16 protein-coding genes and 1 pseudogene are annotated in these 22940 nt (G+C 69.1%); 6 read left to right on the forward strand and 11 right to left on the reverse strand.

Going from position 1 to position 22940, the window contains the following annotated elements; all coding sequences use genetic code 11:
• The first annotated feature begins 36 nt into the window (after nucleotides 1–36).
• On the forward strand, nucleotides 37–2934 hold the full coding sequence (locus I3V78_RS17695) for a phosphodiester glycosidase family protein (protein WP_204489652.1): 2898 nt from the start codon (nucleotides 37–39) through the stop codon (nucleotides 2932–2934).
• Nucleotides 2935–2938: 4 nt separating this feature from the next.
• Here I3V78_RS17695 and I3V78_RS17700 read toward each other — a convergent pair whose 3' ends face one another.
• From I3V78_RS17700 to I3V78_RS17710, 3 genes are all read right to left on the reverse strand, one after another.
• Nucleotides 2939–3847, reverse strand: a complete 909-nt coding sequence (locus tag I3V78_RS17700) for a cation diffusion facilitator family transporter (protein WP_476756489.1) — start codon at nucleotides 3845–3847, stop codon at nucleotides 2939–2941.
• Nucleotides 3848–3888: 41 nt separating this feature from the next.
• Nucleotides 3889–5130: an energy transducer TonB family protein gene (locus tag I3V78_RS17705; RefSeq protein ID WP_204496686.1), complete on the reverse strand. Its 1242-nt coding sequence runs from the start codon at nucleotides 5128–5130 to the stop codon at nucleotides 3889–3891.
• Between the two features lie 71 nt (nucleotides 5131–5201).
• Nucleotides 5202–6923, reverse strand: coding sequence for a SpoIID/LytB domain-containing protein (locus I3V78_RS17710; RefSeq protein WP_204489654.1), 1722 nt, complete (start codon nucleotides 6921–6923; stop codon nucleotides 5202–5204).
• Nucleotides 6924–7262: 339 nt separating this feature from the next.
• Between I3V78_RS17710 and I3V78_RS17715 the strand changes: the two are divergent.
• Nucleotides 7263–9140: pseudogene (locus I3V78_RS17715) on the forward strand (serine/threonine protein kinase); the annotation flags it as partial.
• Nucleotides 9141–9286: 146 nt separating this feature from the next.
• Nucleotides 9287–10174, forward strand: coding sequence for a DUF2381 family protein (locus I3V78_RS17720; RefSeq protein WP_204489656.1), 888 nt, complete (start codon nucleotides 9287–9289; stop codon nucleotides 10172–10174).
• A gap of 20 nt (nucleotides 10175–10194) precedes the next feature.
• Here I3V78_RS17720 and I3V78_RS17725 read toward each other — a convergent pair whose 3' ends face one another.
• From I3V78_RS17725 to I3V78_RS17740, 4 genes are all read right to left on the reverse strand, one after another.
• Entirely contained in the window at nucleotides 10195–10977 is a 783-nt protein-coding gene (locus I3V78_RS17725; RefSeq protein WP_204489657.1) for an IS5 family transposase, read from the reverse strand.
• Nucleotides 10978–11425: 448 nt separating this feature from the next.
• Nucleotides 11426–12007 carry a hypothetical protein gene (locus I3V78_RS17730; protein ID WP_204489658.1) on the reverse strand — a complete coding sequence of 194 codons (582 nt, stop codon included), beginning with the start codon at nucleotides 12005–12007 and terminating at the stop codon, nucleotides 11426–11428.
• Nucleotides 12008–12010: 3 nt separating this feature from the next.
• The gene (locus tag I3V78_RS17735) at nucleotides 12011–12487 is read right to left on the reverse strand and encodes a hypothetical protein (protein WP_204489659.1); all 477 of its coding nucleotides are present in this window, start codon (nucleotides 12485–12487) and stop codon (nucleotides 12011–12013) included.
• A gap of 358 nt (nucleotides 12488–12845) precedes the next feature.
• A complete protein-coding gene (locus tag I3V78_RS17740; protein ID WP_204489660.1) occupies nucleotides 12846–13313 on the reverse strand; it encodes a hypothetical protein in 468 nt (155 codons plus the stop codon).
• A gap of 247 nt (nucleotides 13314–13560) precedes the next feature.
• Between I3V78_RS17740 and I3V78_RS17745 the strand changes: the two genes are divergently transcribed.
• A complete protein-coding gene (locus tag I3V78_RS17745) occupies nucleotides 13561–14742 on the forward strand; it encodes a protein kinase domain-containing protein (protein ID WP_204489661.1) in 1182 nt (393 codons plus the stop codon).
• A gap of 2 nt (nucleotides 14743–14744) precedes the next feature.
• Nucleotides 14745–15140 (forward strand): helix-turn-helix transcriptional regulator, encoded by a 396-nt coding sequence (locus I3V78_RS17750; protein ID WP_204489662.1) that lies wholly within the window; start codon nucleotides 14745–14747, stop codon nucleotides 15138–15140.
• Here the strand turns inward: I3V78_RS17750 and I3V78_RS17755 are convergent.
• The gene (locus tag I3V78_RS17755; RefSeq protein WP_204489663.1) at nucleotides 15137–15514 is read right to left on the reverse strand and encodes a helix-turn-helix transcriptional regulator; all 378 of its coding nucleotides are present in this window, start codon (nucleotides 15512–15514) and stop codon (nucleotides 15137–15139) included. The genes I3V78_RS17750 and I3V78_RS17755 overlap by 4 nt on opposite strands.
• Before the next feature lie 76 nt (nucleotides 15515–15590).
• Here I3V78_RS17755 and I3V78_RS17760 point away from each other — a divergent pair, with 76 nt between their 5' ends.
• Nucleotides 15591–15755 (forward strand): addiction module protein, encoded by a 165-nt coding sequence (locus I3V78_RS17760; protein ID WP_239576473.1) that lies wholly within the window; start codon nucleotides 15591–15593, stop codon nucleotides 15753–15755.
• An 85-nt stretch (nucleotides 15756–15840) separates the two neighbouring features.
• Here I3V78_RS17760 and I3V78_RS17765 read toward each other — a convergent pair whose 3' ends face one another.
• From I3V78_RS17765 to I3V78_RS17775, 3 genes are read right to left on the reverse strand one after another with little or no spacing between them, the layout of a single operon-like run.
• Nucleotides 15841–16569: a glutathione S-transferase family protein gene (locus I3V78_RS17765; protein WP_204489665.1), complete on the reverse strand. Its 729-nt coding sequence runs from the start codon at nucleotides 16567–16569 to the stop codon at nucleotides 15841–15843.
• Between the two features lie 7 nt (nucleotides 16570–16576).
• The gene (locus I3V78_RS17770) at nucleotides 16577–18793 is read right to left on the reverse strand and encodes a molybdopterin oxidoreductase family protein (protein ID WP_204489666.1); all 2217 of its coding nucleotides are present in this window, start codon (nucleotides 18791–18793) and stop codon (nucleotides 16577–16579) included.
• Nucleotides 18790–22908: an ELWxxDGT repeat protein gene (locus I3V78_RS17775; RefSeq protein WP_204489667.1), complete on the reverse strand. Its 4119-nt coding sequence runs from the start codon at nucleotides 22906–22908 to the stop codon at nucleotides 18790–18792. The genes I3V78_RS17770 and I3V78_RS17775 overlap by 4 nt, the downstream gene beginning before the upstream one ends.
• Nucleotides 22909–22940 lie beyond the last annotated feature (32 nt).

Here is a 22940-nt window from a genome sequence, read left to right on the forward strand (position 1 = left end):
TCCTGAGCGGGGGATCGCGTGGTAGTCCAACGAATCATGATCCTTTGTCTCTCGAAGCTTTCTCCTCGCGGGGTCGTCCCGTGGGCGGCCGCCCTGGCGCTGCTCGGCGTCCTGGGCTGCGGCGTGGTGCCCACGGAACCGGCCGAGCCGTCCCTCGCGCGGGCCCCTCAATCCCTCGCGGCCTCCGCGCTGTTCAAGACCAACCTGCTCGCCAACCCGGACGCGGAGACGGGCGACCTCTCGGGCTGGAGCGTGATCGCCACGGGCGGCGAGGGCTGGACGGTGCGCGGCGCGGCCGGTGAGCGGACCTTCCATACCTCCTATGGCTGGTCCCGCCGGGAGCAGGTGATCGATCTCCACGCGAAGGGGTTCAGCGCCGCGGTGATGGCCAAGGCGCCCCCCATCCACGTGGGCGAGGTGGTGCGCCGGGAGTATTGCGCCGACAACTACACGATCCGGGTCGAGCTGCTCGACGCACAGATGAATCTCGTCACCGCCTGGGACACGGGAACCCAGTCCACGGGAGGTCCGTGTGAGTGGAGCGTGGACTGGCGGCACGTCGAGCACACCTTCACGGACTACGGGCCCCAGGTGCGCTTCGTGCGCTTCCGGGATGGCGGCCAGAGCACCGAGATCTGGGCGGGCCACTACGGCCCGGTCTTCGATGATGCGTTCGTCCAGGTGAGTCCTCCGGCCCACCCCGATACCTTCCAGAACCTGCTGCTCAACTACGATGCCGAACACGGAGATCTGTCGGACTGGCAGATCACCGAGAATGGCGGCGCGGGCTGGCAGGTCGCCGGCGCGCCCGGGTCCCGCTACTTCCAGACGTCCTATGGCTGGAACCGCCGGGTGCAGGTGGTGGACCTGTACGCGCACGGCTTCGATGCCGCGACGATGGCCCGCTCGCCGCTCATCCTGGTGAAGGAGAAGTCCCGCCGTTCCTACTGCCCGGACTCGTACTACCTGAAGGTCCAGTTGCTCGACGCGCAGATGGCGCCGGTGGCGCAGTGGGACTCGGGCGTGAGGACGCACGCGGGTCCCTGTGCCTGGGACGACCCGGCCTGGGAGCAGCTCCAGTACACCTTCATGCGCTATGGCCCCGGGGTGCGCTACGTCCGGTGGGAAGACGGTGGACGGGACAGCGAGAGCTGGGGAGGGCCGTATGGCGCCCAGCTCGACGAGGCGGCGCTGGTGGTCTACGGCGACAACCTGCTCACCAACCCGTGGGCCAACGACGGCACGCTGTCCGGCTGGCAGGTCACCGAGAACGGCGGGTATGGCTATGCCCTGGCGCCCTCCGGCGTCGGCGACACCCGCGCGGTCCAGACGTCCGCGGGCTGGTTCCGGCGCAACCAGATCGTGGACCTCGCCAGCAAGGGGTACACCGCCGAGGAGCTCGACGAGGCCCCCGTCGTCTATGCCTCCGAGCTCTTTGGCCGCACGTACTGCCCCGACGACTACTACCTCAAGGTGGAGCTGCTGCGCGCGGACATGAGCGTGCTGGCCTCGTGGAACTCCGGGGTCCAGCGGCACCAGGGGCCGTGCGAGTGGAGCGAGGAGTGGCGCACGCTCAGCCACATCTTCGAGCGCTATGGACCGGGCCTGCGCTACATCCGCTGGGAGGACGGCGGACGGGACACGGAGTTCTGGGCGACCCACTACGGCGCCAAGCTCGACGGGGCCTTCCTGAGCCTGCGGCCCGAGACGCACGCGCATTCCGGCCAGCACGCACGCCGCTCGGTGAGCACCTCCGCGGCGTGCGGTGGCCTCGGCCAGCCGCTCTGCCACCACAAGGCGACCAACTGGTGCTGGACGCCCGCCTTCTGGGTGCTCCAGGCCCTCGACGCGTGCAGCGAGTATGACTATTGCGACAGTGGCCTGGCGGAGAGCACGGCGGCGGGCCATCTGACGTGCCAGTGCCCGACCTCGCTCGCCCGGAGCAATTCGGCCTGTCTGCCCACGCCCCAGGGCTCCATCTCCGTCACGCAGATCTCGGGGGACATCGACATCGAGGGCTACCCGAAGATCCTGCGCAACGTCAAAGGCCACTTCGCCATCGTGCGCAATGCCCGGCATGCGCAGTTCTTCGTGCCCAACTCCCCGGAGAAGACGCCCAACTGCGACGTCGTGGGCAAGACGCCGACGGAGAAGGCGGCGTGCCGACAGACGCCCCCCTCGTGTGCCACGCTCAACAAGAAGAACGAGGAGGGCAAACCCTATCTCTCACCGCTCTACACGGTGGAGCAGTGGGGGGCGCAGTATCCGGCGCCGGCGGGCCTCGCCGAACTCCGCGTGAACGGCAACTGGTTCGACATCCGGGGCACGCCTGGCTTCCCCTACAAGGAGCCGTGCACCAACATCATCGGCTACAGCGTCAGCAACGGTCAGGTCGTCTCCATCAAGGACGAGCCCGACCGCATGGGCTCGGTCACCAACTACCTGGATGCCTTGATCATCCGCTCCGAGCCCGGGGGCGAGAACTCCATCCACTTCGCTCCGTACGCGGACATTGGCTCGTACACCCACGTCAAGCACGCGGTCGGCGGCTTCCTGCTCGTCAAGGACGGCAAGGTGCTCACGCCGCCCAGCAGCGCCAAACCCGATGCCGTTGGGGCACGCACCGTGGTGGGGATCGACAAGTCGGACAACCTCATCGTCGCCGTGGTGGAGGCGACCGGTAGCGCCAAGGGCCTCAACGCCACGGACATCGCCCATTACATGAAGCGCGTCCACAAGGCCCAGCACGTCATCAACCTCGACAACTCGGGCTCGAGCCAGTTCTTCTTCAAGAAGGGCACGGACGTCACCCAGTCCCAGCCGGGTGACAACCATCCGGACAACTACGCGCGCGTCTACCGGCCCGTGCCGAACTTCCTGAGCATCCGCGTGCCCGAGGCGGTCGCCACGCCGCCGGGCCACGACGAGCTCTGACGCCTCACCCGGCGCTGTCCGGGACGGGCACTCCCCGCGGCGTCGACGCCGGTTCCACATGGACCACCACGTCGACGACCTCGGGGAAGGCCCGCTGGATGGAGGCCTCCACCGCGTCGGCCAGGTCATGGGCCCGCGCGGTGGACATCTCGGGCGCCACCTCGATCTTCAGGTCCACGAGGACGCTGCCCTCCATGCCCCGGCTGCGCACGTCCCGGCACGAGAGCACCCCGGGCACCTCGAGCGTCAGCGCGGCCACCTTCTGGGTGTCCAGGCGCGCGGTGTCCGAGAGGATGCCCACCGCCTGCTTGACGATGTCCCACGCCACCCGGGCGACGATCCCCATCACCCCGAGCGTCACCAGGCCGTCCGCCTTGGGGTAGCCCAGCTTCACGAGGCCGAGCGAGCCGAGCACCGCCAGCGTCACCCACACGTCCGAGAGCGTGTGCCGCGCGTCCGCGAGCAACAGCGGGCTCTGCAGCTTCTGGCCCTGGCGATGCTCCACCCAGGTGACCGTGAGGTTGATGGCCAGCGTCGCCACCATCACCCCCACCATGGTGGGCGTCACCTGGGGGTGGCGATCATGCATGAGCGAGTCGAGCGCCATGCGCCCCAGCTCCAGCATGGAGATGCCGATGAGCGCGCCGATGCCCAGCGAGGCCAGGGCCTCGAACTTGGCGTGGCCGTAGGGATGGTCCTCGTCGGCGGGCTGGGAGGCGAACGACATGGCCACCAGGGCGAGCACGTTGGAGCCGCCGTCGATGAAGGAGTGCACGCCGTCGGCCGTCACCGCCGCCGAGTCGCTCCAGAGCCCGAGCGCGAGCTTGAGCACGGCCACGGCCCAGTTGGCCCCGAGGATGACGGCGAGAACGGTGCGCACCTTGCGGTTGCGCTCGAGGGTCGAGGTGTCCACGCGGCCCACCCTAGTGCTGGCGCGCGCCCGGGGCGAGGGGTTCAGTTGGGTTGGCGGAAGAGCCGCATCCGCGGGCCGCCGCCCATGTCCATGAAGAAACCGAAGGAGAAGCGCACCTTGGCGTCGTCCTCCAGCAGGCCCGCGGGCGGGTTGGGGAAGGGCTGCGCCCGCTTGAAGGACTCGACGGCCTCCAGGTCCAGGAAGTCCAGGCCGCTGCTCTTCTCGACGCGGATGTCGGCCACCTTGCCGTACTCGTCCAGCGTCACCTGCACCATGGTGTAGCGATCCCGGCCCGCGTAGATGTCGCCCGTGGGGTCGCGCCGCATCAGCGCCGTGTTCGGGTTCCACTGCGTGCCCACGCTCTGCTTCACCCGGTTGAAGAAGCTCGCGAACTTCCACTCGCGGGTGTTGAGGTAGGTGCCGTCCCCCTCGTTCACGTTCTTGAGGTGATCGTTCGGCGCCCCGCCGATGATCTGATCCATCACCGCCTGCGAGGGCATGAGCCGGGCCAGGCCGGGACTGCCCAGGCGGCCCTCGGAGCCCTCGTCGCCGTCACCCGCGCCCTGCTGCACGCGCAGCCGCTTGCCGTTGCCCACCACCTCGTCGCTCTCGTCCCGGTTGTTCACCTGGATGCCGGGGCCGGGGGAGGTGGGGTCCTGCTTGAGGGCGATCTCCTGCTTGCGCCGGGCGTCGGGCAGCTCGAAGGCGGACTTCTTGCCGCCCTCGGACAGGGGCCGGTCGTCCGCGGCGCGGCCGTTGTTGCCCGCGAGCCGCTCGGCCTGCTCCTCGCTCACCCCGGCGCCCTGGCGCGAGCGCGGGGCCGTCGTCTGGGGCTTGGCGTTCTTGTAGAAGGGCGTCTGCTCGCGCGCGCGCGTCTCCTTGTCCACCTTGTTGTCGCGCTCGGCGAGGTACTTCGCGTCCGGGGCCTTCTGCTGGTTGCCCGGGGCCACGTCCACCACCTGCCCGTCCGGCTTCTTCTCCGGCTTCTTCTCCTCGGCCTTGCGGGGCGGGGTGGGGGTGGGGTTCTGCGGCCCGGTGAGGGGCGTGGCGCGGTTCTGCGCCCACTCCTGCGCGGTCAGGGGTCGCAGGGCCACGGCGCTCGGCGGCTTGGGGGGCTTGGGCTCGGGCGGCAGGCTGGCCTGGACGTGCGCCATGAGCGCCAAGAGCCCCACGAAGGACACCTGGAGCACCAGGGCGATGAGCACGGCGAGCAGGTAGCGCGCGGGCCCCGAGGTCCGCCGTCTCCTACGCCTGGTCGTCTGCTCTGGCTGCGCTGGACCCATCGACACGTGCGTGGATGATAACCCCTGGGCGCGTCCGGTAGTCCCCAACCGTCATCCGGACGCCGGAGCGTTCAGTAGATGGACGAGACCTCGGCCCCATTGAAGTAGAAACGAAGGATGTCCTGGTAGCGCTGCCCGGCCTCGGCCCGGCCGATGGCGCCCGTCTGGCACATGCCCACGCCGTGGCCCCAGCCGCCGCCCCGGAAGCGCCAGCCCACCACGCGCCCCTCGGCGTCCTGCTCCTCCTCGACCAGGGCCATGGCGCTGTTCAGCATGCCGAAGAGCCGGCGGATGTTGAGTTCGCCGCGCACCTGGGTGACGCCGCGCTCGCCGGCCACCGTGAGCGTGCGCGCCCGCCCCGACACGCCCCGCTCCCCGAGGCTCAGCGCCCGCACGGGCCCCACCTTGAGGTGCTGGGTGAGGGCGTTGACCTGCTCCACGCTGAAGCGCTTCTCCCAGCGGTACTTGCTCGGCTGGGCGAAGCTGGACAGGCGGCACATGGTGGGCAGGTCCGCGCGCAGGTACTCGGCGAGCGTGGCCGGGGTGGTCAGCCCCTCGGGCGAGCGCAGCACGTCCGGCCGGCCGCGCAGGTTGGGGTTGGGCGGGCCGCCCCAGACGACGTCGTTGTCCTCGGTGTGGCCGCCGCACACCGCGCTGTACACCGAGTCCACCAGGCGCCCCGTCTGGGAGAAGAGGCCCTCGCCCCGGGTGGCCTCCACCGCCGCCGTGGTGCTGGCGGCCTCGCCCGTGCGGCCCCGGTACACCGCGCAGTGCTGCTCGGAGCACAGGAGGAAGGGGTCCGCCAGGTGCTTGATGCCCACCTTCGCGAGCACCTCGCCGCGCGCCGTCACCGCCTGGGCCTTGAGCGCCTCGGGGTGGGCCCGGGCGTAGATCTCCGAGGGCACCAGCCCCTTGAGCAGATCCTCCAGCTTCACCGCGTTGACCACCGCGAGCGTGCCGTGCCGGTCCACCGCGAGCTGGAGCGTGCCCCGGTAGGCGCGGTCCTCGAAGCCGTGGTTGTCGTAGCCCACGTCATGCTCCACCTGCCGCACCTCGAAGCCCGCGTCGTCCAGCGTCTCCATGGACAGGGTGTCCTGGGCGAGCCCCACCACCGCGCCCGCCTGATCCTTCACCTCGAGGATGGCGTGCGAGGGGGTGCGCACCTCCTCGAACAGGGTGGTGCGCACGCCAAAGTCGCGCAGGAGCGCGGCCTGACGCGTGGGGGCGTCCCGCGGCGCCAGCTCCTCGTCCAAGAGCAGCAGGTAGCGCCGGTTGTCGATGACCTTGCCGGCGATGCCGTAGATGACCCCCAGCACGTGCACGCGCACGGCGAGGCCCCGGGCCTGCCACTGCGCCTGGGCCTCGGCGAGTCCCGCCTTGTCCGCGAAGGGAAGCTCCGCGAGCTGCACGCGCGCGGACAGCACCGCGGGGGAGCCCTCCGTCACCCGGGCCGTCCACACCGAGCCCGCGGGCGCCTCCAGGAACTTGTCCCCCTCGCCCCCGAAGCGCAGCCGCATCCGGCCCCGGGGCACGAAGCGCACCTCGGGCCGGCCCTGCATCAGCCCGATGGGCACCCGCGGCTCGCCGCCCCGGAAGTCCAGGCGCCGGCGCGCGTCCGGCACGGGCAGCTCCTCGGCGGACAGCTCCAGTCGGGGAGCGGGCGCGGGCGCCGGAGGCGGCGCGGGCGCGACGGCGGGGCGCTCGGGGGGCGGCGCGGGCGCGGGGGCCGCCGACGGGGGCGTCGCGCACGTGACGAGCAACAGCGGAAGGAGGGCGAGGACGGCGCGGTTCAAGGGCCCCCCAAGCTACCCGTGGACCGCCCCGGCCGCCATTCCCGGATGGCGGCCTCACTCCAGGTACGGGGGGTTCAGTAGAACCTTGCGTCGAAGGACGTGGGTTTGCCCCCCAGCCGTGCACGTTGCCGCTCCCGCCGGGTCCAACCCCGAGCACGAAAGGCCACGGGCTCTGGTATCCTCCCGACTTCCGAGGTTGAGCGCATGACCGAACTTCCGCCGTTACAGGCCGGTTCCGCCGCAGGTGCGGCACCATGAAGACCATGCGGGAGGACGTGGTGCGGCCGGGCATGGGGGTGAGCGGCTACCGCATCGAGAGGAAGCTGGGGGGCTGGCGGCTTCGGCAAGGTGTTCCTCGCGTGGCGAGACGGCGGCCCGTGCGCCCTCAAGTTCATCCACCTGGAGAGCGTGGGGGAGTGGGGCTGGCGCGAGCTGTTCATCATGCTGCGCCACGAGTTCCCCAACGTGGTGAAGCTGCTCAGTCACTTCAAATGGCCGGAGGAGAAGCCCGAGTACCTGGTGCTCGTCATGGAGTACGTGCCGGGAGTGACGCTCTATCAGTGGGCCCGGGACAACAACCCGAGCGCCCGCGAGCTGGTAGAGAAGTTGCTGCCTCTCTCCCGGGCGTTGAAGGAGGTCCACGCCAAGGAGGTGAAGCACCGGGACTTGAAGGGCGACAACGTGCTGGTGCGCGATGCGGACGGAGCGCCAGTGCTGGTGGACTTCGGCGCGGGCACCATGCCGGGCACTCCTCGCGTCACCGGAGCCCTGGCCCCGGCCAACCTCCGCTACCGCGGCCCCGAGGCCGTGGCCTTCTTCCTGCGCGAGAGCCGAAAGCGGGGGGAGCGCTACGACTACTCGGTGAGGGACGAGCTGTACGCGCTGGGCGTCATCCTCTACGTGCTCGCCACCGACGTGTACCCCTTCAACGGTCCCGACGACGAGCTGCTGGGCGAGATTCTCGAGGGCAACCCCAAGCCCCCACTCGTACGCAATTCCCGCGTGCCCCGGGCCTTGAGTGAGCTGTGCCTGCGCCTGCTGGCCAAGGCGAATGCCCGCGTGCCGGACGCCGAGGCCCTGAGCGAGGCGCTGGAGAAGCTGCTGAAAGAGGCGAAGGCGGACCCTCGCCGCTGGGAGATGCCGTTGTGCTACGGCTGGACGGTGGACGGACGCACCACCGAGAACGCGCCGGAGCGGGTGGGCCACGATCCCCAGGCGTGGCTGCGCCGGTGGATCCGGCAGAAGCCCAAGCGAGGCAGCCCGCCCGCGACTCCTGCTCCTCCCGTCGTCGCTCCCGCCCCACCCGAGCCGCCCACCGCGTCAACCGTCTCCACGCTTCGCGCCCGATTGAGACGGGCCATTCCCGTCCGCGTGGCCGGGACCGTGGTGGGGCTCGTGGTGGGCGTGGGCTTCTTCCTCGGCCAGCTTCGGCCGACACCTCACGCCCCTGCTTCGCCACCAGCACCAGGCCAACCGGTGTTGGCGTCATCTGTTCCTGCGGAATTCTCTTTCGACGGCCCGATGCCATGGGCCACGCACGTCCATGAAGTGGCGCCCCCGTGGAAGCCGCCTGAAGCTGACACAGGCGCAGCGCCCCCGAGGGCGGACACCCCTGCGCCCGTCACCACCGTGACGCTCAGCTCGGGAACGACTCGCATGAAGAAAAAGGCCCCCGGCTCACAGGCGGAGAGGGAGAAGAAGGGCACCGGCTCCACCGGGGCCAATGTGCTGCTCGCCGTGGCCGCCGTCGCCAACATGGCGTGTCCCGGTGCTCAGGTGCGCAAGGAGCCCGCGCCCCAGGCGTGCCCGGCCGGTGCCGTCGAGACCATGACGCGCCAGCTCGGCCTCCGCCTCGGAAGGAGACACGGCGCCAACATGCCCGGTTTGAAGCGGTTCAGTAACGAGCGCATCCCCGCGAAGGATGGCGCTGTCTCACTTGAGTTGGCGGGGGCCTGGGAGGAGGGAGTTGATGGCCTGAGCTGGGGGGGGCGAGTCGTGCTGCCGAATGGCACTCGTCTCACTGGGCAGCTCTGCATCGGTGAGAAGCGCGTTTACGGACGCATCACCCAGGCCGTCACGCCCACCGGGGACACGTTCACCGTCTGCATGGAGCTGTACGACCAGACCGGGGATCGCGGTCTCGAGATCGAGCTTGATGGGGGAGCCATCAAGGTCTTCCCCCGCGTGGAGGTGAAGACGGTGGAGCGGTTCGAGTAGCACCATCCGGGGGCTTGGCGGGCCGGAAGCCCAGGCGGCTCGCACGACCGGGAAGCAAGGTGTGTTAGAGCCCACGTCCCCGGTCTCTTCGTGGAGGTTGCCGCCCCGTGCTCGCCTTGTCCCCCTCTGCTCTGCTAGGGCTGGCCTTGCTCACCGCACCTGTCGAGGCCACTGAGCGGGCGCCGCTCCCCACCTGCGAGGCGGGCACGCGCTACATCGAGCTGACGGCGGACACCCCCAGCAAGACGCCGGAGGTGTGCATCCGGCCGGAGTTGTCCCTCTCCCTGTTCTTCGACGCGAAGCTCACGCGCGTGGAGGTCGAGGGGCGGGAGCGGTTCCGCCGGGTGAAGCTGGTGGACGACACCCTGACGCTCGTGGCCTCGGAGGCGCTGCACGACGGGGAGCGCGTGCCGGTGACGGCTTACTTCGAGGACGGCGCGGCGCCAACGCGTGCCACCTTCGTGCTGGTGGTCCACCCCTCCCAGGCGGAGCGCCAGGTGGAGGTGTCGCGCCGCGAGCGCACCGTGGCCTCCCTCCGGCAGGGAGAGCAGCAGGCGCGAGCCGAGGCCCAGCAGTGCCGGGAGGAGAAGGCGCGTCTCCAGGCCGAGTGCCGCGGGCAGGGTGGGCTCACGGGTCTCATCGTCAACGAGTGGATGGGCGAAAAGGGGGTTGTCGCCCGAGTGCTCAAGGACGTCATCCAACACCCAGGAAGCTCGCTTGATGCGCAGAAGGTCATCAGCTACCGCGCCGTTGGACCTGTGGGAAGGGGACGAGTGGCCGTGGAGGTGGAACTGTTCAACCTGGGAACGGTGACCTGGATGCCAACGGGGGCGGCCCTGGTGGCTGCCAAGCGCGAGGAACTGACAGGGCTGAAAGTGTCGCCCCTGGAGCCCATCCCGCCAGGAGGGTTGCGGCGCATCGTGGTGGAGCTGGAGGCGGCGGAGCGCGAGGCCCGGGGAACCTACACGCTCAAGCTGTGGGCGGGAGAAGCTGGAGCCGAGGGCGTGACGCTCGACGGCGTGACGTTCCCTTAGAGGGTGTTGAAGTGGGGCAGTCAGGCGAGGCGCCGGAGCATGAGGTCGATCATGCCGAGCTGAATGAACGCTTCGGAGGAAGACTCCTGGCGCTCGTAGTCTTTTGAAAGACGCCGCTGCCGGTTCAGCCATCCAAAAGTCCTCTCCCCAATCCATCGTTTGGGAAGGAGAACAAAGCCCTTCGCCTGGTCCGAGCGCTTCACCACCTCGACGTCAATGCCACTCTCCTGGGCCACGGCTTGAACTTTCGGCCCGGCGTAACCGCCATCCACCCAGACCTTTTTGAGGGAGGGGTATTGTTGCGCGGCCAGGGGTAGCACCGCAGGGGTCGCGTCCCTGTCTTGTACATCCCCTGTCGTCATCCACGCGACGAGCAGCAGCCCCAGCGTGTCGACCAACAAGTGGCGCTTCCTGCCCTTTATCTTCTTGCCCGCGTCGTACCCCTTGGTCTCTGCCTCCTGCATCGTCTTGACGCTCTGACTATCGAGAATCCCCGCGGTGGGCTCCTCGGCATGACCCTCTTTCTTGCGCACCTTGCGCCGAAGCTCATCGTTGAGCTTCTTCCACGTCCCGTCCTTCTTCCACTTCGCGAAGTAGTGGTAGACGAGCTGCCAATCCGGCAGGTCATGCGGCATGTACCTCCACTGAGCTCCGGTGCGCTTGATATAGAGAATGGCGTTGACCACTTCTCGGCGCGGATGCAGCACTTCCTGCGGGCCGCAGTGGCTGGCTCGAACAAAGGGCTCTATCAGCGCCCATTGTTCATCCGTCAGGTCCGTGGGGTAGCGCTGTCGCTCGGGCATGGGAAGGTCGCTCATGGCCCTGTGAGATAGTGACGCGAGCGAGGAATGCAACTTGCGCGGTCATGTCGACGCTCCTACCTTCTCGGTCGACTCTTCACCGGAGGACAAAACGGACGGGAGCAATCCACAACGCGACTGCGGCTACAGGGCCGGGGCGGACCGAAAAGCAGCGGGCACCGCACAGAGCGGAGCGGTACTGCTTTTGTTTTTGTGAGGCCGCTATGGAGCGCAGAGGCCCCCTGTTTCAGTTCAACACCCTCTTAGAGTTTGTCGAACTCCATGGCGACTCGCCGCCAGAAGAATTCACGGGAGGGTTTCCATCGTTGGACTTACCGCCGCTACGCAGCCGGTAGGGACACGTCTCCAGCCTCTTCAGCAAGGCCGCAAGCTCGCAAGACGCGTCGCGTCGTGGATGCGACGGAGAAAGGAGCCCACGACCCCCTCTCCTTCAAGTCGTGGGAGGAACAAGGTGGAGTCGGGGGCGTGCCCTTCGACGGTGCGACGCTCCCATGGGCTTGGGCACCGTCCGTGTTGGCGCGGGTGGTGTGAGGCCCTTCTTGGCCACCTGCTGCTTGACACTGGCGATGGCGTCCAGGCCCTCCTCCCGCCGGTAGTGGCCCTGCCGGATGCGGCGCAATCGGCGCTCCGCGTCCTCCACCATCGCCCAGGCCTTTGGGGCTCGGTTCCGGTCGTGGCTCGACATCCACAGCAGGGCGAGGCAGGCGGTATGAACCTGATTCTCCAGGTCGATGAAGCCAAGCCGGTTGATGCGGCGCAGCGCCCGCGAGAACTCCTCCCAGGTCTTGGCGCGAGGATGCGCGACGTTCAGGATGTCATGGGCGATCAGCCTCTTGATGTGCTGCCGCTCCCACTCCGTCCGCGCGCCCTCCAGCAACCTCTTCTGAAGGGCCAGGTATTCGCGCTCCGCTGTCTCGAAGGAAACCCGCTCGGAGCCCGGACCGAAGGCCATGAAGGCATCGTGGCGCTCCTTGACGATCCGCTGCCAGAACAACTCCCGTGAGGGCTTCATGACTTACCCTCCCGGGCACTGCTTGCCGTTTGCACGATACGGCCAATACCTCTTCTTCCTGCATAGGTCGAAACAGCTCTGGCAGTGGCTCGTGCCATACTGGATGTTGATCTTGAGCCCGCGCTTCTCGACGCACCGCACGTAGTATGCCCGGCACATCTTATCGACCTCCTCGTCGGTCATCTCGTGGTCATCGGAAACCTTGATGAGCGGCGGTGGACGGAGGGGCGGAGTCTCGGTCGGAGGTGTTTTCGTCTCGGCAAGGGATGGCTGCTGCTGCGCTGGTGGAGCTGCACCGCACTTCTCGTACTGGCCGGGGTTCTGCTTGAGGCAGCAGGTCACAGTGCTGTCCATCTGGTTGCACTCGCCTGCCAGTGCCGCATCCGCCCCCACACACCCCGAGGCCAACACCATGGCGAGGATGGCCGCCATAAACGGGGTGGACACGTTGCCCGTCCTATCAGGTCCCAAGAAGCGCATGAGCCCTCCCACGGTGGGTTGCCATGCGATCTCTGGCTAAACCTCCAAAACCATCAATCCGTATAAGACAATAATTCCTACCCGCGTGGGGTTATCAACACGTCCAAGCGTCTACTGGCCAACCCGCCGGGTTTCCAGGCGAGGCATGGGAGTTGGAAACTCCTCTGGGGGGCGGGCGCCAGGGCCCACTCTGCTTGCTCCCCTTGGGGCGGGATTCCACTCCCATAGGTTGAGACAAGCAGGCACGTGTGCGGTCGCCTGGGACTTTTTCCGGGAGGCAGTCGTGTTACTTGGGAGGTGGGCATGCGCCTCGCTCCATGAGCGCCTCGTGCACATACTCGTGCACATAAATGGTTGCTCACTCTTCGTGGTCGTCGCTGTCGCGCCCACGCATCCGGTATCTGACGGCCTCGTCGAGCCTGCTGAAGTTCTGCCCGAGGGCTCGGAGCTGCCCGCGCCGGAGGTCTCCCTCGGCGACGCGCTTGCGCATTGCGGCGAACCACTCAGGCGTGTAGTCAGGCCCCGGGCTAACGACTGGATCCTGTGAGATACGGCGCGCGCATCGCTCCAACCGCTTCAGCAGGCTCAAGCGGTAATGGAACGGCTCGGTGACGGTCTTCCAGAGGTGCTCGGACACCTCTTCGAGCATGGGCCCACAGGTAGAGCCGATCCGAACGACCTTCTTGGGCTCGCGCTGCAACTCCATCACCCAGACGTATCGGATGGGCTCCCCACAGCGCTCACAGTTCCCACTCACGGACCCGAGATCCTTGATGCCCAGGAACATCCAAGGACCCATGCGCGCCATGGCGGGGATGGTGAGCATCTGATCCTCCTCCACCTCGGTGAAACTTCCCAAAAGTATAGGGCGGATGCGGCCCTCACGGGGTGGGGAGCGTCACAAGTAGTCTCAGCGCGCCAGCGCCGCCCTGACAGCATCCCCACTCCAACAGGTTGAGTCTGGGCGCTGACCTGCTTGGTTGGCTGGCACTTTCCTTCGACGATCTTCCATGTTACCTGAAAGGGGCTCAAGATTAATTCTGAGTACCTGAAAGGTCTAGGAGGCAACCTTCGTGAACGAGCCATCGAGCAACGACAGCTTCCCCATTCACCCCACGGGTCCAGACGGTCTTCTCTTCGAGGGACCCGCGTACCGCTACACCTTCGTCTCCCCTCTGTTGGACGTGCCTGAGCCCATGGCCATCGCCCGACGCACTCCCGTGAAAGGGGAGGGGGCTGCGTGCGGCGTCATCCTCAAGCGGGTGCAGATGCCTCCCGAGGACGAGCGCCGCCAGCGGGCAGTGGAGGAGGTACGGCTCGCCACCCGGCTGCGCCACCCCGGCATCGTCCAGGTGTACGGGCTGGAGGAGTACGAGGGCGCCCCCTACGTGGTGATGGAGCACACCGAGGGCCTCTTCCTGGCGACGGCCATGGAGACGGCATTGCTGCTGGGCAGGACGCTCGCACCCGCTCATGTCGTCTACATCGCCGCCGAGGTGGCCGACGCCCTCCACCATGCCTGGAACAGTCCGGGCGAGGATGGCCGCCCGCTGCACCTCGTCCACCGGGCGGTGAGTCCCCCGAGCATCCGGCTGGAGTTCAGCGGCAGGGTGACGCTCACCGACTTCGGCGTGGCGTACTCACGGATGGTGGGCCGGTTGGACACGCCCTCCACGGTGCTGCGTGCGGAACTGGCCTATGCCGCTCCCGAGGTGATGCGCCGCCAGAAGCCCGATGGGCGAGCGGACCTCTACTCGCTGGGCATGGTGCTGCTGGAAATGCTGTCGGGGCAGTACCCGCTGGATCCGCCGGACGTGAGCGTGCCTTTCAGTGGGTCCGCGGCGGCAAGCCGGTATAACGCCCGCGTCCGTCCCGAGCGGCCCTCCTGGACGAGCCCAGGGGAGCTGGCCAACCGCATCCTGAGCTTCGGCCCGGATGACGTGGAGCGGGTGGCCGCCGAGCTTACCGAGCCGCTCAAGTGCATCCGCCACAAGGCCCTGCAAGCCCACCCGGACGACCGCTACCAGACCGCCGGTGAGATGCGGGACGAGCTGCGCGCGTGGCTCAACGACCAGGGCAGGCCGTTCGGGCTCTCCGATGCGGAGGCGGAGCTGGGAGCCCTCCTCCGTGAGAAACCTTCTCCCCAGGAAACGCACGCATTCCCCATCGAGAAGGGCGTCCTGCTTACACCCGAGGAGGAAGCCTCGGTCGAGGAGGACGCCACCGAGGAAGAGACGAAAGACCAAGGTGGGTGACCATGAAGAAGAACACCCATCTGATGACGAAGAAGAAGATGACTGTCCACCTGGGAGAAGTGCTGCGCGAGGCGCGGCTCAAAGCCGAACTCACCCAGGCGGACGTGGCCGAGCGCGTGGGCGTGGCCACCGAGGTGTATGGGCGGGTAGAGCGGGGCAACCTGACGCCAAGCGTCCCCAGCCTGAGACGGCTGTGTGTGGCTCTCCGGGTAGACGCCAACGCCGTCCTGAACCTCACTGGCCATGAGGCGGCGACCTGGTTGCAGGAGTCCGAGCCTACTCCGGAGGAGTCACCACAACTGCGCCGCCTGCTGCGTATCCTGCGCCAGTTGGATGACAAGCAGCTTTGCGCTGTGGGCTATATGGCGCGCAGCCTCGTGTCATCCGAAGCCCATTAGCTTTCGTCCGAGAGGTGGGGGTCGGCCGTCTCCAGCAGCTTGCGCAAGAGCGCCAACCGCTCCGGCGGCCACCTGTGCAAGAGGTGGATGATGCGGCTGAGTTCCGGGTGCTCTCTGCCCCCTGGGGCAGGGGCTGATGCTGTTGTCTTGGGGGCTTGAGTATCCAGGGACAGGAGTGCATCCGAGGAGATGCCCAGGGTTTCGCAGATGCGCCGCAGCGTGGGGACGCTGGGCACCATGGCGCCCCGCTCGACCCGGCCGTAGACGCCGGACTTCAGGCGCACCTTCTTGGCCACCTCCACCTGCGTGAGGCCCATCCGAAGGCGAGCAGCCCGGGCCGCGTCCCCCAGCGCGTGTCGCAGCTTCTCGTCCATGGTGTCCGTCTACCGGAAAGAGTAGGGGCGGGGCCAGATTCTCCTCTTCATGGGACGAGGGTTAAACTTCCGCTCCATGGCGACCAAGGAAGACCTGCGCTCGGACGTGTCTCGGCTCCCTCCCGAGGAGCGCGCCGAACTTGAGCGCCGCGCTCGTGAAGTGCTCGGCGGAAGCGTGAAGACGGTCTCCTGGGAGCAAGTCGAGGAGCGCATCCGCGCCCGGCTCGGTCCGCGGCGGTGAAGGTTCGTCTCGAACTCCCGGACAGCGCTTGGGGATGACCTCACCCAAGCGCTTCAGGCCCGCGCCAGCCCCGCGCGCCTCGGGCTCAGGCGGCCTTGAGGTCCGGCGGCGTCCAGTTGGCGAAGAACTCCTTCTTGAAGCGCGTGCAGTAGCGCACCAGATTGGTCTGGCTCAGCGTGAACTGCTTGAGATCCGTGTCCACCGGGTTGGCGATGACGCTCACCAGGAACGAGTAGAGCCCCGCGTCGAAGGACGTGGGCTTGTCCCCGAGCAGGTACTTGTTCTCGCCCATGATGGTCGCGATGGCGCCGATGTCCGCGATGGCCAGCGCCTGCACCTCCTCGGAGCTGTGCCGGCCCGTGCCCTGGTCGTGCAGGATGCGCAGCATGCCCTGGCGCAGCGTGGCCACCGGGATGTCACCGCCCACCACCCAGGGCACCATCGTCTCGGCCACCGGCCGGTAGGCGAGCCAGCCCGCCTCGTCCGCCCAGCGCATGTAGACGATATACCAGTAGGTGCACTCCTCGAGCATGCGGCGCACCGTGTGGCCCACCGCCACCTGCATGGGCGTGAGCTCCTTGTCGAGCGGATCCCCGTGCTTCTTCTTCAGGTACTCGATGATGAACTGCGAGTCGCCCATGCGCTGCCCCTCGAACTCCACATAGGGCACCTTGCCCTTGGGCGCCTTGCGCAGGTCCGCGAGCTTCACCTCGTAGGGCAGTCCCGTCATCCGCAGGTACGCCTCGAGCTTGAAGCAGAAGGGGCTGAGGTTCGGGGTGCCCCAGGCCACGGGAGTTTGGTAGACGGTGATCATCGGTGTTTCATCCAATCGTGGGCTGCTCGTCACGGCCAGTGCATTCTACCGGTTCAATCCGCACCTGAAGCCCGGAGAATGCGGCGTTTCCGCTGATTTCATCGATAGCGCGGTCATCTGACAGGTCATTGATGCTGACCCCGGCGTGCGCCCCCGCCACCCGGAGTTGGACCCCCGGACGACCATGGCCGTACCCGTGGGGCAGGCTCACCACGCCGGGCATGACCTCGTCGGTGACCGTGACCGGGGCGGACACCTCACCCACCCGGGAGGTGATGCGGGCCTCGCCCCCATCGCGCAGCCCCAGCCGCCGGGCGTCCTCGGGGTGCACCATCAGCGTACACCGGGGCTTGCCGCTCACGAGCCTGGCCACGTTGTGCATCCAGGAGTTGTTGTCGCGCACGTGGCGTCGGCCGATGAGCAGCAGCTCGCCGTCGGAGCGCGCCGGGCCCTCGGCCGGGAGCAGCGTGGCGCGCAGGCGCTGGAGGTCCCCCACCAGGAGTTCGGGCGCGAGCTGGAGGCGGCGCTCGCGCGTGGCCAGGCGCTGGGGCAGGCACGGCCGGAGCGCCCCCAGGTCCATGCCGTGCGGCTGGGCCTTGAGGCGCGAGAGGCTCAAGCCCGGACGGAAGGGGCGGGGCTTGAAGCCATAGGGGCCCGCGCGCAGGCCCAGGTCCAGGATGCCGTCGGGCCCCAGGGCCTTGAGGGCCTGGTAGGACAGCTCGCCCTGCACGCGCGGCGCGCCGTGGAGCCGGTCCAGGTGGTGCTTGAGCTCCAGGAAGATCTCCCAGTCATGGCGCGCGCCCGGCGGCGCGGGGAAGAGCGGCGGCGAGTACTTGACGGTGTTGCGCACCGCGAACGCGTTGAAGACGAGATCGAAGTGGCCGCGCTCCAGCTGGGTGACGGGCGGCAGGATGATGTGCGCGTGGCGCGTCGTCTCGTTGATGTACGGGTCGATGCTCACCATGAAGTCCAGGGACGCGAAGGCCTCGTCCAGCTGCCGCCCGTTGGGCGTGGACACCACGGGGTTGCCCGCGGAGGTGACCAGGGCGCGGATCTGCCCCTCGCCCGGGGTGAGGATCTCCTCGCCGAGCACCGACACCGGCAGCTCCCCGGAGAACTCCGGCAGCCCGCGCACGCGGCTCTTCCACCGGCCGATGCTTCCCCGGCTCATGCGCATGGCCTGGGGGCCGCCCACGAGATCGAAGGCGGGCCGGGTGAACATGGCGCCGCCCTCGCGGTCGAAGTTGCCCGACACCACGTTGATGACGTTGATGAGCCACTGGCACAGGCCCCCGAAGGCCTGTGTGGACACGCCCACGCGGCCGTAGCACACGGCGGAAGGGGCCTCGGCGAACGCCCGGGCGATGCGCCGGGTGGTCTCCGCGGGGATGCCGGTCTGGGGGGCGACGCGCTCGGGGGTGAACTCCCGGGACAGCTCGTGCACGTGCGCCAGGCCGTCGGTGAACGCCGCGAGCCGACCCAGGCGCGGGCCCACCTCGTGGACGAGCACGTGCACCACGGCCAGCAGCCACAGCGCGTCCGTGCCCGGGCGGATGAAGAGGTGCTCGTCCGCCAGGCGCGCCGTCTCCGTCTTGCGCGGATCCACCACCACGGCCTTGCCGCCGCGCTGCTGCAGCGCCTTGAGCCGCGCGCGGAAGCCCGGCGCCGTCATCAGGCTGCCGTTGGAGGCCACGGGGTTGGCGCCCAGGATGAGCATGAAGTGCGTGCGGTCCACGTCCGGCACGGGGATGAGCAGCTGGTGGCCGAGCATCAGGTACGAGGCCAGGTGGTGCGGCAGCTGGTCCACCGACGTGGCGGAGAACTTGTTGCGCGTGCGCAGGGCCTTGAGGAAGAAGGGCAAGAGCAGCATCGCCCCGTGGTTGTGCACGGTGGGATTGCCCGAGTAGATGGCCACCGCGTTCTTGCCGTGGGCCTTCTGCACCGCGTGCAGCCGTTGGGCCGTCTCCGCGAGCGCCTCCTCCCAGGACAGGGGCTCCCAACCCGTGGCGGTGCGACGCACGGGCTGGCGCAGCCGGTCCGGATCCTCGTGCAGATCCTTCAGGGCCACGGCCTTGGGGCAGATGTGGCCCTGGCTGAAGGGATCCGCGTCATCGCCGCGGATGGACAGCACCCGCTGCCCGTCCGTCTCGATGCGCAGCCCGCACATGGCCTCGCAGAGGTTGCAGGTGCGGAAGTGGGTGCGCGAAGGGACTGCCGTGGTCATGACCTGTCTCCGGAAGAGGAACGCGCCCGGCGGCGGGCGGAGAGAGCGAACACGGCGAGCAGGCCCATCCAGCCCGCGGCCCCCGCGCTCGCGGGCGCGGCACCGCAGCCACTGGCCTGCTTCGCCACGTTCACCGTGAACGTGCACTGGGCGCTGTTGCCCGCGGCGTCCGTGGCCGTCACCTCGACGGCCGTGTCCCCGGGGGAGAAGCGCGAGCCGCTCGGCGGCGAGAAGGTGATGCTCGGCGCGGGGGTGACCCGGTCCGTGACGGCGGGCGCGGGCAGGTCCACCGCCACCGGACCCTCGGGGACGGAGACCGTCTGGGGACAGGTGAGCAGCGGGGGCAGCGTGTCCACCACCCGGACGGCGAAGCGGCACTCGCTCACGTTGCCCGAGGCGTCCTCGGCCTCCACGCGCACCGACGTCTCGCCCACGGGGAAGGTGCTCCCGGACGCGGGCGTGGCGCGGACTTTCACCTCCGGGGAGATGGCGTCCACCACGTTCGTCACCACGAAGTCCACCGGCGCCCCCGTGGGGCCCGTGGCCTCGACCTCGATGGCGGCCGGACACAGCAGCGTGGGCGCCACCGAGTCGCGCACGACGACGTGGAAGGTGCAGCGCGAGACGTTGCCCGCGCCATCCCGGGCGGTGACCTCCACGGGCGTGCGGCCCAGGGGGAAGCGCGAGCCCGAGGCGTGGCTGTAGGTGAGGCTCGGCGTGGACACGGGATCATTCGCCTCCGCGGGCGGCCAGGTGGCGGTGGCGCCGCCCGGCTCCTCCGCCTCGACGAGGGCATCCGACGGGCAGGTGAGCGTGGCGGCCGTGGTGTCGCGCACGCTCACCACGAAGGTGCACTGGTTGGTGTTGCCGTGGTCGTCCGTGGCCGTCACCGTCACGGGGGTGTCCCCCTGGGGGAAGACGGTGCCCGAGGCCGGGGTGGCGGTGAGGCGCGGCTGGTGGGTGACGGCGTCCGTGGCCCACGGCGCGGCGTAGGTGACGCGCGCGCCCTGGGCGTCCGTGGCCTCCACGGTGGCGCCCGAGGGACAGAAGACGGCGGGAGGCGTCTTGTCCTGGACGGTGACGTCGAAGGTGCAGCTCGCCACCAGGCCCGCCGAGTCGCGCGCGGTGGCCGTCACCCGCGTGGTGCCGAAGACGAAGAAGCCGCCGGACTCGTGGCTGTAGGAGACGGCGGGCGGCAGGGTGGCATCGTCATCCGTGGCCTGGGCGGGCGCGTAGGTGACGGCCGCGCCGAGGGACCGCTGGGCCTCGACGGTCTGACTCGCGGGGCAGGTGATGGAGGGCGGCACGCTGTTGACGAGCCGGGCCAGCGGCAGGGACCACGGCTCCTGGCCGTGTCGGCCGTCGCTCGCGCTGAAGACCACGGTGTCGCCGTAGCGGGTGAAGCCCGAGGGCTCCGAGCCGAGCCGCCAGGGCGCGATGTCGTGCAGCAGGAAGGTGCCCGCCTCGGTGCCATCCGTGCGCCACAGCTCCGTGCCGTGCACGTCGTCGTTGGCGGCGAAGAGGACGAGCTGCTGCTCGGGCAGCGCGAACAGGGCCTCGGCGAGCACGCCGCCCCGGGCGCCCGGGAGGATGTCCTTGACGCGCGTGGTGCCCGCCTCGGTGCCGTCCGTCTTCCACAGCTCGCTGCCCGTGGTGCCATCGTCGGCGGTGAAGTACAGGTGCGAGCCCATCGCCGTGAGGGCCCGGGGCATGGCGCTTCCGGCCCCCGGGAAGATGTCCTTGACGCGGGTGGTGCCCGCCTCGGTGCCGTCCGTCTTCCACAGCTCCACGCCCGAGCCGCCATCCGTGGCGGTGAAGTACAGATGGCCGCCCATCCACGCGAACTGCTCGGGTCCGGAGTCCTGCCCGCCCGGCGCGATGTCCTTCACGAGGGTGGCGCTCGTGCCGTCCGTCTTCCACAGCTCGTTGCCCGAGCCGGCCGCGCCCGCCACGAAGTAGAGCGCGCCGTCCCACGCGCCCGCGATGCTCAGCACGGCGGAGCGGTCCTCGCCATTGCGGATGTCGGTGACCTGGACGGTGCCCGCCTCGGTGCCGTCCGTCTTCCACAGCGCGCGTCCCCCCGAGGTGTCCTGGGCGAGGAAGTAGAGGGCATTGCCCATGCGCACGAAGTGCAGGGGGGTGGAGCCCTCGGGGCCCGGGACCAGGTCCTTGACGAGCACCGTGCCCTCGTCGGTGCCGTCCGTGCGCCACAGCTCCACGCCGCTCTCCGCGGTCTGGCCCGCGAAGACGATCACGGTGTCCAGGGCGGCGAGCGCGATGGGGTTGGGGTAGTCGTAGAGCTGCAGCGAGACCTTGGAGGACACCTGGGTGGTGCTCGCCACGGTGCCGCCGGTGCGCCACAGCTGGTAGCCGGTGGACACGCGCGGCAGCGACGCGAAGTAGAGGAAGTCCCCGAGCGGCGTGAGCGAGGTGATGCCCTGCGTGGAGGAGAACTGCAGCTCGATGCGCGGGATGATGTCCTTGAGCGCCACGGTGCTCGTCGCGCTGCCCCGGGTCTTCCACAGGCGCGCCGCCGCGTAGGGCTCGAAGGAGGTGAAGTACAGGTCCCCCTTCCAGTTGACGAAGGGCACGGGGCTGCCGCCCCGGGTGGGCGGCGGCGTGAGGTCCGAGCCCACGGGCCGCGTGTTGGCGAGCGTGCCCCGGCTCTGCCACAGCGTGGGCACGGCGGGGTCCGGATCCAGCCCGGTGCCCGGCGCGATCGCCGTGAAGTACATGGTGTCCTGCCAGGCGGTGAACGAGGCGGGCACCGGCGCCGTGGTGCTGTCGGGCAGGAAGTTGTTGCCGATGGCCTTGGTGCCCGCGGGCGTGCCGTCACTCGTCCACACCTCGTAGCCGTAGTTGAAGGGAAGGGTCTGCGAGCCGGTGAAGTAGAGCGTGTCGCCCAGCGTGTTCATCGCCATGGGACCCCGGCCGCCCAGGGCCTTGAAGTCCACGAGCTTCTGGGTGCCCGCCTCGCTGCCGTCCGTCGCGTAGAGCGCGGTCTCCAGGCGCGAGGCGTCCTTCACCCGGAAGAACAGCCGCGAGCCCGTGGCCACGAGCAGGTCGGGCGTCTCCACGGTGTTGTCACCCGGGAAGAGGTCCGCCACCCGCCGGGTGCCCGCCTCGGTGCCGTCCGAGCGCCACAGCTCGCGCCCCGTCGCGCCATCCGTGGCGACGAAGTACACCGCGTCGCCCATCACCGTGAGCTGCACGGGATCCGAGGACAGGGGGCCTGGCCGGATGTCCTTGACGCGCACGGTGCCCGCCTCGGTGCCGTCCGACTTCCACAGCTCGTGGCCGCCCGAGCCATCGTCGCCCGCGAAGAAGAACACCTTGCCCAGCCGCACCAGCTCGCGCGGCGTCGTCGACGTGGACACGGTCACCTGGGCGCCCAGGCGCTGCGTGCCGTTCGTCGTGCCGTCCGAGCGCCACACCTGGCGGGCGCCCCCGTTGCCCACGGCCGTGAAGTAGAGCGCGCCGTTGAGTTCCAGGAAGCCGCGCGGCTGGCCCTCCACCGCGCCGAGGTACAGGTCGCGCACGAGCACGGTGCCCGCCTCGGAGCCATCCGTGCGCCACAGCTCGGTGCCCGTGGTGCCGTCGTTGGCGCTGAAGAAGATCCAGCCGCTGTACTCGAAGAAGTTCTCCGGCCGCGAGCCGCCCGCGCCCGGCTGGATGTCCTTGACCAGCACGGTGCCCGCGGTGGTGCCGTCGGTGCGCCACAGCTCCTGGCCCTGCCGGCCGTTGGTGGCGGAGAAGAAGGTGAGCCCGCGCGAGTGGAAGAGCTGGGTGGGCAGGGAGCTCGTGTTGCCCGGGGCGATGTCCGCCACGAGCGTGGGGCCCACGGACGTGAGCCGCCACAACTCCCGGCCATTCACCCCGTCATCCGCGGAGAACAGCAGGGTGGACCCGGCGGGCGTCAGGGAGGCCGCGCGCGGGGCGAGGGCGTTGTCCGCCGAGGTCCCCACGTCCACCACCTGGGCCGCGGGCCCCTCGCCCAGGGCGCGATGGGTGGCCTTCGGACGGACGGGAACGGGGTTCTCGGGGCTCGGCTCCGCGCAGGCGGTCCCCAGGACCAGGACGCACAGGGGCAGCAAGCCCAGGTTCGCTTTGACCATGCGGCATTCAACCATATCCGCCTCATGATCTC

It is taken from the genome of Archangium primigenium (assembly GCF_016904885.1).
GTDB lineage: Bacteria > Myxococcota > Myxococcia > Myxococcales > Myxococcaceae > Cystobacter > Cystobacter primigenius.